At 27.9% G+C, this 11,406-nt stretch carries 10 protein-coding genes; 4 read left to right on the forward strand and 6 right to left on the reverse strand.

The annotated features are described in order from the left end of the window. Positions 1-140: 140 nt before the first annotated feature. The 3 genes from CLCHR_RS22450 to lexA form a co-directional block, all read right to left on the reverse strand. On the reverse strand, positions 141-923 hold the full coding sequence (locus CLCHR_RS22450; RefSeq protein ID WP_079442133.1) for an ABC transporter permease: 783 nt from the start codon (positions 921-923) through the stop codon (positions 141-143). Further along, the gene (locus CLCHR_RS22455) at positions 916-1,551 is read right to left on the reverse strand and encodes an ABC transporter ATP-binding protein (protein ID WP_079442134.1); all 636 of its coding nucleotides are present in this window, start codon (positions 1,549-1,551) and stop codon (positions 916-918) included. The genes CLCHR_RS22450 and CLCHR_RS22455 overlap by 8 nt, the downstream gene beginning before the upstream one ends. A 152-nt stretch (positions 1,552-1,703) precedes the next feature. After that, a complete protein-coding gene (gene lexA / locus CLCHR_RS22460) occupies positions 1,704-3,260 on the reverse strand; it encodes a transcriptional repressor LexA (protein WP_079442135.1) in 1,557 nt (518 codons plus the stop codon). Positions 3,261-3,520: 260 nt separating this feature from the next. Here lexA and CLCHR_RS22465 point away from each other — a divergent pair, with 260 nt between their 5' ends. Beyond that, entirely contained in the window at positions 3,521-4,309 is a 789-nt protein-coding gene (locus tag CLCHR_RS22465; protein WP_079442136.1) for a Cof-type HAD-IIB family hydrolase, read from the forward strand. Between the two features lie 124 nt (positions 4,310-4,433). On the opposite strand, the gene CLCHR_RS22470 is transcribed toward CLCHR_RS22465, so the two are convergent. The 3 genes from CLCHR_RS22470 to CLCHR_RS22480 all read right to left on the reverse strand — a co-directional run bounded on the left by CLCHR_RS22470 (position 4,434) and on the right by CLCHR_RS22480 (position 7,924). After that, entirely contained in the window at positions 4,434-5,924 is a 1,491-nt protein-coding gene (locus CLCHR_RS22470) for a YncE family protein (protein ID WP_079442137.1), read from the reverse strand. 99 nt (positions 5,925-6,023) lie between these two features. Continuing rightward, entirely contained in the window at positions 6,024-6,293 is a 270-nt protein-coding gene (locus CLCHR_RS22475; RefSeq protein ID WP_079442142.1) for a putative Se/S carrier protein, read from the reverse strand. Positions 6,294-6,379: 86 nt separating this feature from the next. After that, positions 6,380-7,924, reverse strand: a complete 1,545-nt coding sequence (locus CLCHR_RS22480) for a hypothetical protein (RefSeq protein ID WP_079442138.1) — start codon at positions 7,922-7,924, stop codon at positions 6,380-6,382. Between the two features lie 172 nt (positions 7,925-8,096). Here CLCHR_RS22480 and CLCHR_RS22485 point away from each other — a divergent pair, with 172 nt between their 5' ends. From CLCHR_RS22485 to CLCHR_RS22495, 3 genes are all read left to right on the forward strand, one after another. Further along, positions 8,097-8,861, forward strand: a complete 765-nt coding sequence (locus CLCHR_RS22485) for a hypothetical protein (RefSeq protein ID WP_079442139.1) — start codon at positions 8,097-8,099, stop codon at positions 8,859-8,861. Positions 8,862-9,130: 269 nt separating this feature from the next. After that, entirely contained in the window at positions 9,131-9,625 is a 495-nt protein-coding gene (locus CLCHR_RS22490) for a DUF4489 domain-containing protein (RefSeq protein ID WP_079442140.1), read from the forward strand. 420 nt (positions 9,626-10,045) lie between these two features. Then, the coding region (locus CLCHR_RS22495; protein ID WP_079442141.1) for a glycosyltransferase at positions 10,046-11,406 on the forward strand (1,361 nt) is incomplete at its 3' end.

The following is an 11,406-nucleotide window of genomic DNA, read 5'->3' on the forward strand; positions in this document are numbered from 1 at the left end:
AAATAATATAATTTATTAAATTTAAATTTTTCATAGAAAAATAACTCCGAGTTGATAAAGTTTTAATATATGCAAAGTTCTAAACGTAGAATAAAATGCTTACCTTGAATTCTATGAAAAATATACAAATAAAATTCATATTATTTTAATCTATTATCTTTCGTGAAGAATGTTCTATAGCCAAGAGTTACAAATAAAACTGTTGACACGGCTGTACTTCCTAATATAGCAAGTAGAATACCAATTTGATATTTTATTGCAGTTAAAGGAAAAGTTCCAGAAAGAATTTGTCCTGTCATCATACCTGGTAAAGACACAATTCCCATAGTCAGCATATTATTCATTGTAGGCAAAATAGCATTATCAAAAGCATTATTAACAATTTCCTTTGTAGCAGCTAGTGGGCTTGCTCCTAACATTAATGAATTTTCTATCTCAATCCTTTTATCTTCAAAATCGCTACATAATTTATTAGCTCCTAAAGCAATACCTGTCATGCTATTACCTACAATCATTCCTGAAATAGGTATAAAATATTGTGGATTAAACCATGGACGCACATTTAATACCACAAGTATAAAAAATGTCGCCGTTAAAAGTGATCCCAAACCTAATGAAAAAGCAATAATTGTTTTTAACTCTCGTGACATTTTAATCTTAACTCTCTTAATAGAGTTATAAATTGCAAAAGAGATCATAACTATAATCATTAAAGAAGTAAGCCACCAACTTGGGTTTCTAAATACAAACATTAAAATATAACCCATTATAGTTAACTGCAAGGTCATTCTTGTGGAAGCGATTAAAATCTGCTTCTCACGCCTTATTCCTCTAGACTTAAATATAATAAGCATCATAATAACAAAAATATATGCTATGGAAAGTTGTAAGATAGAAAGATCCATTATAGAATTATTATTCATGATATGCCTCCGTAACTTTTCCGTTTTCAATTCTTATTATTGATTCAAGAAATTTTTGTGCAATGTGTTCGGAATGAGTAATCATGATTAACTCTTTTTTATTTTCTAATACAAACCGTGAAAAGTTATCAATTATGAATTCTTCGGTTACTTTATCTAATGCAGCAGAAGGTTCATCTAATAAATAAGTATCAGCATCCATAAGCATTACTCTAGCTAGACATAATCTTTGTCTTTCACCACCAGAAAGATTTGCACACCCTTCAGATAATTCTTTATTGAGTTCTACCCTTTTAAGAGTTTCTATTAAAGTACTTTTTGATGCAGGTAATTTTTTTGAAAACTCTAAACCAATTTGAAGATTATCTTCAATTGAACCACTGTAGATTATGGGGTTTTGTCCAAGCATAACAACCTTTCGCCTTAGTTTTACAGTATCTATTTTAGAAATATCCTGACCATTATAAAGAATTCTCCCTTCATCTGGAATGTTTAAAGAATTTAGCATACGCAACAGAGTTGTTTTTCCGCTACCTGAAGGTCCTATAATGCATGATATAGGCTTATTAATCTGTAAGTATTGAATATCCAATATACCTTTAAATTTTAGACCCTTGATTTCAAACATGTAATTGCTCATCCCCTTTCTATTTTTACATTTTGGTTATATTAGTAAATATATACTTAAAGTTTGAATCATGTTCATGAAAATTTATCGAAGAAAGTATGATAAAACCTTGTAATAAATTATACCAATTATTACAAGGTTTTTCACTAAATCTATGAATTTTTAACAAGGCCGATTGCTACCCCAAGAAAACTAAATTGTTGATCTGTAATAAAAATAGGTTCATATATTTCATTTTCAGGCATAAGTACAATTTGTCTGTTTATTTTTTTGTACGTCTTTAAAGTAGCTTCACCTTCAATATCAACAGCAACAATATCATTTATACTTGGCATACCTTGTTTGCTAATTACTACATAATCGCCATCATAGATATTTTTATTTATCATTGAATCCCCTTTAACCTTTAACATAAACACATCTTTAGTGCTGCGTACCCAATCTTTTGGCAAATAATAATTATCTTCTATATATTCATTCATTAGAATTGGATTACCAGCCGCTATTTCACTAAATACAGGGATTTCTATAACATCTTCAACTCTTTCTTCAATACCATCATGTTCTACATAAATTTCATTAACTGTTCCAGAGTCTTTAATGAAGCTATGATGAACATTCCTTTTCAAATCAATGTACCTAACAGTATCTAGTTTTAGAGGTTGGTTTATTAAAGTATCTTTTATCGAATTAACATTTTGTGTTATTGAACATTCTATAACCTTTTTTTCATTAACTTCATTGTCTTTTCTACATTCATTAAGTGTTTCAGAATGTTTTGTCTTTAATGTAATACTTTTTCCTTTCATATCATATCCTAAACTTGCAAATGATTTTCCACTTGTTAACCAAGTTTTAGAATTCTTGCTTGCTGAATTCTCAAATAAAAAAGTAATACTTGAGTAAGTCTTTTCGTTATATAATGCTTTCAAAAACTCTATTTCAACTTTGGTTAGCATTTGACAATCATCAATAAAAATATGAGTAAACTTTCTTTTCAGCGTAGTGCTTGCTTCTTTTAATGCCAAAATAGCCACATCTTCAAAGTCAATTTTATTTATTTTCTTTAAATTATTGTTGTATTCAATTAATATATCAAATATAGTTTGTCTTTGTTTTGAATTCTTCCTAAGTACTTTAGGTGCAGAAATTGTAAGATTATCATTTGTTCTGCTAAATCGATTAGCAGCTTGATATTCGTCTATATTTATGTAATTACAAGATTTAATCCATCTTATTTCTTCTTGGATAAATTGAGCAAAATCTAAGTTTAATATACTGGGTTTTTTGTTCTCATATTTATTTAATATAGTTTTAATTGCATCTTTTATTTGATTATAGCATTCTTCTGAAGAAGCAATCTTATCATTTTTTTTATTATTGTTTTTATATTGATTGAAATAATAATATATTAAAGATGTTATATTAGATATCTCTAATTTATCACTATTATCTCTATCAAAAAAACTGCTTTGATGATATTTTTCAGTTTCTATATTATCATAAATAAATGAAACATAAGTTGAAGCTTCTTCATCACGTGTTGCAACAAGTATTTTATCGTCCTTAGATATGCAATAATGATTAAGTAATGATGGAATCTTATTTATAAATGTTGTAGTTTTACCTGTACCCTTTTCGCCTTTTATAAGCATATGGCCATTTGGTTTGCTATTTATTATCTTCTTTTGCTCTTTATTAAAGTACACTATTTTCCACCTTTCATTTATTGCTAAAATTTAAAATTATATGGTTCGTATATTTAAAATTATTGTTGTAATTATACTATATTTTACGATAACATGTAAAGTTTTAAGGTTTCTATCGGTAACTTATGGAACTAATGTTCTTATCCATTTATTTGTAGTAAGTTGTAATAATTATATATAATATGTATAATTAACAAAGTAAAACTTGTTATACGAAATTTAAATATTTAAACTAGAGACAAGCAAGGAAGGAGAACAAAATGAAACCCAATATTATATTTTTTGATATTGACGGAACATTGCTTAATGAAGTAACTTACAAAGTTCCTGAAAGCGCAAAACTTGCTTTAAAAAAAGCGCAAGAAAATGGACATCTATTATTTATAAATACAGGTAGAACCATTATAGGAATCGATGATTGTATTAAAGATCTAGATTTTGACGGTTATATTTGTGGGTGCGGTACTTACATAGAATTCAAAAATAAAGAGCTATTCCACAGAGAACTAGGTATCCAATTATCAAAACAAATAGTAAATAGTCTTCGTGAATGTAATATTGATGCCATATTGGAAGGTAAGAGTGATATTTACTACGATACAAATATAATTTCTAATGAAGTGCGCAGAATTAAAGAACGTCATATAAAAGAAGGCTTTTATAAAGGAAAAACGTTCGATGATCCTAATATTAATTTTGACAAATTAGTTATTTGGACAAATGAAAATAGTAGTTTTGATAGATTTCACGTGGAATTTGAGAATACATTTGAATTCATTCATCGTGGTGAAGGTTTTTATGAATTAGTTCCTTTTGGATTTTCAAAAGCATCAGGTATAGAATATTTAGAAGAACAGTTAGGCATTCCACATGAAAATACATATGCAATTGGTGATAGCACAAATGATTTGGCCATGCTTAAATACGTTAAAAATAGTATTGCAATGGGAAATAGCACACCGCTGCTCTTTGATTTAGTTTCTTTTGTTACTAAAGATATTGAGGAAGACGGAATTGAGTATGCTTTGAGGCATTATAATATATTTTAGAATATTATCCATGTATTGTATAATTAAAGTTCTGCCCCAGGTAATAGTAAAATTATTAGAGCAAGAACTTTAATTATATGCTCTATTATTGATGCAAATATATTCATCATTATTTTCAATTCTGTTACTCGCCTCTAATATTCCATAGATTATAGTTATTGTACATAGGGATGGATATCATTTCATCTACAATTGCTTTTGTAGAAATCAAAACACTAACGTCAAACTTCATTTTTTCATTGGTTACAACTGGATTGCTTGTTATTGTAGCAAAAGAATTTACTACAAACTCTACTCCCTGTTGTTCTGCATAAACCGGTATATACAACCGTGCTTTCTGCATTCCTTCAATCTTTCCTTCTACAATATATTTTTCTTCATCCGTGCCTTTAAACTCTATGACATATGGTATGTAAAAATCATATTGTAATATTGAGTATTCTTTTCGAGTATCTACAATCGTTCTATTTTTTGTTTCATTTATGATTTCACATTTTTTAAATTTAATATATTCTAGGTTTACAATTGCATCCATATTTAATGGTAATCTAATTGAAATTTCAGAGAAAATTATTTTTTCTTGATAAGTAGATAGAACTTTTTTTGCAATTATAGTAATACTATTTTCCTGTTTAAATTTTTCTTCTGAATCTATAAAATTAGTGAATTCCTCCTGAGCTTGAAGTTTACTTTGAGTTACTATTCCAATATCATATGGAAGAATATTATTTTCTTCAAAGGTAAATGTATCTATAATAGTATTATTAGAAGTATCAATTCTATCAATTACTCCTCTCCCATCATCACTTCGACTTGTTACTAGGAGTATTTTTTTGTCTGGAGATAATCGAAGCCTTTGTATTTTGGGAAGCGTAGTTTTTATATTTGTTATACATTCTCTTTTTAGCAAGTCTATAACTTCAATTCTATGTAAGCCACTATTAGCTGCATACAAAAAATTTTCATTCTGTTCCAGAGCTGTAATGATAGAGCCTATTTGTAAGTTTATATATGAAATATATCCATTTTTAAGATTAAGTATAGAGATATTTCCTTTATAAATTCCTTTATTTGCCCCTTTATTAGCGATATAAATACATTGCTCATTCTTTTCTATAATAATAGAGTTTGGTAAAATACCAACTTCTTTATATAGATTGATTAAATGAAAATCTGATGTATCATATACCTTAATTTCATTCTGTAAAATATCCAATACAAATAATCTTTTCTTGTCTTTATCAAGTTCCAAGCAATTTGCCGCTATAAAGCCTTTTAAAGAACCAATCTTTTCACTAGTTTCTAAATTATAAATACATACCTCTTCCGTATCGCATGCATATATCTTTTTATTAATGGAATCCACTTTTATATTACCATTATTGGGGATATTCCATGTTTTATCAGAATTAAATAAATCACGAATAAGAGTAACTTTATTATTTCTATCACTAGCTATGTATATATTATTTTTTTCATCTATAACTATATTTTGAGGCCTTGGACCAATTTCAACTTCTTCTATAATGCGATAAGTATCACCATCAATAATAGATACTCTACCTGTGCCAATATTAGATACATAATAAATCATCTTCTCTAGTTTATCGATCATAAGTTCGCTGTCACCCCATTATTTCCTTATATTAAAATTTATGCTTTGTCCTTCGTTATTATGCAACAAAAACATGAAAAGACCTGGTTTAACCAGATCTTATTCAACTAATTCATAAGTTTCATTTTTTCCTTCTCCTAAAATCTTATACATTGCGGTTGGATAAATATTATTCCTATACAATTCTGTTTGAACAATTTCCATATCTATGTCTTTGAATTTCACTGCCTGAGTGCAGCTAATATTAATTTTATTAGGAGCACTAACTAATTTTGCTTTAATATTTCTTTTAGTTAAATGCTCATATATATATAGTGCTCTCTGATGGCAGGTAAATACCATTATATAATCATACTTTTCTGCTTTAATATAAATCACCTCTATCTGGTGTTATCCTAATACTATTTATAAGATGTTTTTACTTTATTGTATGTTTTAAAGTTTTAGAAGTGATTCTATATTCCACTTGGTCTCTTTCTTAATAAACGTTCCATAATAGATTGATTCCTTTCAAATTCAAGATCTTCATATATTTTATTCTTTTCTTCATTTATTTTAATAACTTTCTGTCTAATTATTAGATTTTCATTTTCAAGTTCTTTCAAATTGTTTTCTATACTTATTCTTATATCCTTTTCTTTTAGTAACTGATCTTTTGCATCATTCAAATGTTTTTTTGTATCATCTAGCTGCCTTTTTGTATCATCCAGCAGCTTTTTTGTATCATCAAATTCTTTTTGAAGATTTTTTTGTAACTCTATAAATACATTATAATTTTCATCCGTCTTACGTTTTTGTTCTAATATTATTGAAATTCTCTCTTCATAGTCATCCATGAATCCTTGTTTTTTTTGCAATTGCATATTTAATGAATCAATTTTCCTCTCCAAATTTTTCTTTTCCAACTTCACTTTAGATAATTCGAGTCTTAAACTTTGAATTGCCTCATTTTCATTAAAGGAAATTTCGTTATTAATTTGATTAGTTTCATATTTCAATGAATTTTTCATAGTGAATTTATTGGGAATATATAAATTTAAATCCGGTTCATCAGTTCCGTAGACCTCTAATAATTTAACGGAATTTTCTCTATTATTATACATAAAACAATGGTATCTCATTACAGTAAATTCATTACCTTTATCAAAATATATAGGACTATCCCATTGCTCATTATTAAAAAATGAATAAAATATCTTATTTTGTTCTATCCAGCAAGCACATAATTTGTTATTTTCAATAAATATTATGGGATCGATTAATTTTATATTACTTTCACGAACTCTATAAACTTGTATATTCCCACTAATATCTATACATACATGATCAATAAAATACAATAAATCTTCTCTAGATTTGTTTAATATATGAACATCCTGTTGTTGATCCCTTAACACTTCAAAAGATATATCTTCTCCTTGAATCCCATAAAGTCTCTTAGCAGAAGACCATTTACGATTTTCAAAGTTACAATAGTTTAGAGAGACTTCATCTCCTTCATCTGTAATGAAAAATACCCCAAGACTACTTTGTTCATTTATGTTTACCAAATAATATTCTTTTAGGTTAGGCACCAATATGATGTCCTGTAGTGAGAAAAATTTCGTCTCTTGTCCATTCCAAACGCAATGCATTAACACTCCGTGATCACTGCCATCGTTGCTTATGAGCAAAAAAAATATATGCATTTCTTCTCCAATAATTTCAACCTTTAAATGGTCTATTTGAAACTCATCAAAATCCATTTGATATAGAGTTTTTCCGACCCAATGTGTATCCTTCATTGTGCAATATTTTAATTCTCCATTAATATTGCTGTATACTATATGTATTCTCTCATCCCCCTCAACATAAACAGCGAACCCCAATACTTCATTATTAATCAAATTTTCTTTCGTCCACTTTCCTTCTTCATACATAATTTTATAACACAATTGTCTATTGTCATTTCGGAAAAATTTCCATATGTTATCAGTATAATCAACATATATACTATTCATGCCACTCCCTCCTTAATAAAATTATATTTTTAATAGAAGTTTATTATGCTTTTTTATAAAACTTATTTTAATTTAACTTTTATTATCACCAGTATAATGTTATTTCATATAATATATTGTAAATATTGAGTAAATTTATATTCAATATACTTTTTAAGGAGGAGGAAAATATATGTCCATTAACTTCAAGAAATTTTCGCCGCGTCCTGGCCTTGTAAATAAACAAGGACATTTACCTGATCCTTCTGAATTAGTTTGCATTGAAGTACCGAAGATTTTTGATCAATGCCTAATAAAAAGATGTCTTGTATATGGCGAAGGTCCTGACACAAATACAACAGATTCTGAATTAAGAAGCAATCCACTAACAGATCCTAAAAGATATATTGGTAGTAGAGATTTTAATTTGACATTAATCTCTGTAGATAAGATTCCACTTAAAGGCAAACCTGGCTTCAAAAAAATAGTTATTTCCTACAGAATTTCTTTCTATGCAGATTATATAGATGCCAATGGTATAAATCAAAGTGAATTGTTCGAAGTTAATAGAACCGATATAATAGGAAAATTTTATTGTCCTGAGTCTATAGCTCAAATTTCTGCTAGCTTTGTTCCTGTTCAAGATGCTGCAGATTTAGATTCTAATATAATAAAACTTGAAATGGTTGCTGAAGCTTTAGCTGGTGAATTACTAGAGGATGAAGAAGGAAACGATGTTTTAGATATAACTTTAGGTTACTATATTGTTGTAAAATGTGAGCTTATTGTTCAACTTCTTATCCCAGCTTATGACTACTGCCCTGTTCCAAAAGAAGCATGCGAAGAAGAACCAGAGGAAGATCCATGTGAAAGATTTGAAAAAGCTCCTATTCCTAAGTTCTATCCAGATCAAAACTTAGATCCATTATTCCCAGATTGTGATGATAGTGATAAATAAAGTGATTAAAAAATAATTAATTTTATAATCTTAAGAGTTATTAGAATTTCTGTAGATAAATAGATATAGTACCTTTACTAAAATTAATAGTTATAAAGATGTAATGATATCCTTTTATTGAATTATTATATTCAATCATAAAATTCAAGTATTATCATCACCTTCTTTAGATAAAGTTCATATATTATAGTAGAGGAACCAAATACCTAAATTATCCATATAGAAATTTTCAATAAAAATTTATCCAAATTAAAAGGAGGATTTCGTTTATGAATTCAATGTCAAAATATCATGATAATAATGATGATTGCAGGAAAGAAAAAGATTTATGTCCAACTATTATAAGATGTAGTACACCGGGTGCAGTAACTCTCCCTGCTGCTACTGTTTTGGGAACAGCTTTCCCTCTTACTGCTCTTTCTTTAAACACTTCTCGTTTAAAGAATGCTTGCGTAAAATTAGAATTTGCAAGTAATTTAGTTGCTACAGTTGCATTTACAGGAACTATAAATTTCCAAGTATTTAAACAATGCAGAGGTCAATCTACTCCAGTCCCTGTTGGACCTGCATTCACATTTAATTTAGTAGCACTATTAGCATCAGAAACATTCTCTTTCTTTGTTTGTGATTGTGGTGATTGTTGTTCAGATGACTGCTGCACTTATAGTGTAATTGCTACTGTTACTAGTGCAGTTACAGTTGGTACTTTAAGTATAAATAACGCAACTCTTGGTGCAATAGCAACATGCGGAACAATATGCTAGTAATATAGTCAGTAAGTGTTATGAACTTTAGATTGAGAGGGACGCTTATTTAGTGTCCCTGATCTCAGTAGAACCTAATGTGTAAATTAAATGCACTGGTTCTTTAAAATATTTATATAGCATTCTAACTCAAGGTTATTAACCTTGAGTTTTTCATTTATCAATTTAAAGTTGATTTAGTTGGAGTTTGATCTACTTCTGAATTTTAGTTGAACCTATACCCTCAAGGATCACCTTGTCTAATATCTTGCCCAGTTATCACTCACTTTAATAGATGAGTGAAATTTACAATAGTTAATTATCAGATAAATTAAATTTGATTTCAATAGCTCGATAGTTACAATCACAGTGAAAAAATATAATCATATATTAATATAAAGACATAAAATTAACCCAATTATTTACAAGGAGAATAATACTATGTCATTAAGTTTATGTATGATTGTTAAAGATGAAGAGAATACCTTAGAGCGGTGTCTTGAAAGTGTCAAAGATATCGTGGATGAAATGATAATAATAGATACAGGTTCTACAGATGGTACAATAAAAATAGCCAAAAAATATGGCGCTAAAATATTCTTTTACAAATGGGATAACAGTTTTGCTAATGCTAGAAATTACTCATTAAGTAAAGCTTCAAAAGATTGGATTTTAATTATGGATGCAGATGATGAGCTAAGAGGCGAAGATAAAAATAAAGTAATGAAATTAATTAATGACGAGAATAATAAATTAAATGCATACTTCGGTGAAACTTTAAGTTACTCAGGGGATTCTTCTGATTATAATATATACTCAAATTTAAATATAAGGTTTATTAGAAATGGTAAAGGATATAAATTTTCGGGAGATATTCATGAACAAATTATGCCTGGTAGTGAAGACGCAAAGAAACAAGTTTTTTTAGGAATCGCAGATATTAAATTTTATCATTATGGTTATTTAAATAAAACTGTTAATGAAAAAAATAAAAGAAAGAGAAATATGAACATTATTGAAAAAATACTTAAAGAAAATCCTGATGATAGTTTTATGCTTTATAATATGGGCGTTGAATATTCAGCTAAAGGAGAATATTCTGAAGCCTTAAATTATCTTAAAAAAGCTTATAAGAACTTTAACCCTTCACTTGGATTTGGAGCTAAACTTATATTAAAAATGATTTCTTGCAATAATGTGCTGCAACAATTTGATGAATGTTTAACATTAATTGAAGAAGGATTAAAATATTACCCTAAATGTACTGATTTTGAATTCTATAGAGCAAATATTTTTTATATAAAAAATAAATATTGTTCTGCAATTGAATCTGCGAAAAAATGTATATCTATGGGGGAACCACCGATTCTTTTAAGAGAAATTTCAGGAGTTGCAACCTATAGACCTTATTATCTTTTAGGAATTATTTGTTCTAATATTGGTGACTATGATGAATCATATAAATATTATGATGAAGTTTTAAAATTAAACCCTAAATTTTCTGATGCTATTTTTAGAATATCTGAAGTTATGGCCATTAAAAATATGCGTATAGATGAAATTCAGGAAAAACTTAAAAGTTATTTTGATAATCTTGATCAAGAAACAAACCTTCTATTATCACAAGTATTCTCTCTTCAAAATAAGTTTGATATTGCCTACTATTATGCTAAAAAAGCTGAAAGTTTCAATGAAGATTTACTTAAGGTATATTTTTATAAAGGTTTATATTTATTTTATCTAGGAAATTATAAAGAAGCTTTAGAAAATTTATATAAGGTTAATGATGGAGAAAATAATTA

The sequence above is a fragment of the Clostridium chromiireducens genome (assembly GCF_002029255.1).
Lineage (GTDB): Bacteria > Bacillota > Clostridia > Clostridiales > Clostridiaceae > Clostridium > Clostridium chromiireducens.

What these genes read in the sequence shown, in the direction of transcription:
- CLCHR_RS22450 (WP_079442133.1), bottom strand. Translation starts at nt 923, where the DNA reads ATGAATAATAATTCTATAATGGATCTTTCTATCTTACAACTTTCCATA.
- CLCHR_RS22455 (WP_079442134.1), bottom strand. Translation starts at nt 1,551, where the DNA reads ATGTTTGAAATCAAGGGTCTAAAATTTAAAGGTATATTGGATATTCAA.
- CLCHR_RS22465 (WP_079442136.1), top strand. Translation starts at nt 3,521, where the DNA reads ATGAAACCCAATATTATATTTTTTGATATTGACGGAACATTGCTTAAT.
- CLCHR_RS22470 (WP_079442137.1), bottom strand. Translation starts at nt 5,924, where the DNA reads ATGATCGATAAACTAGAGAAGATGATTTATTATGTATCTAATATTGGC.
- CLCHR_RS22480 (WP_079442138.1), bottom strand. Translation starts at nt 7,924, where the DNA reads ATGAATAGTATATATGTTGATTATACTGATAACATATGGAAATTTTTC.
- CLCHR_RS22485 (WP_079442139.1), top strand. Translation starts at nt 8,097, where the DNA reads ATGTCCATTAACTTCAAGAAATTTTCGCCGCGTCCTGGCCTTGTAAAT.
- CLCHR_RS22490 (WP_079442140.1), top strand. Translation starts at nt 9,131, where the DNA reads ATGAATTCAATGTCAAAATATCATGATAATAATGATGATTGCAGGAAA.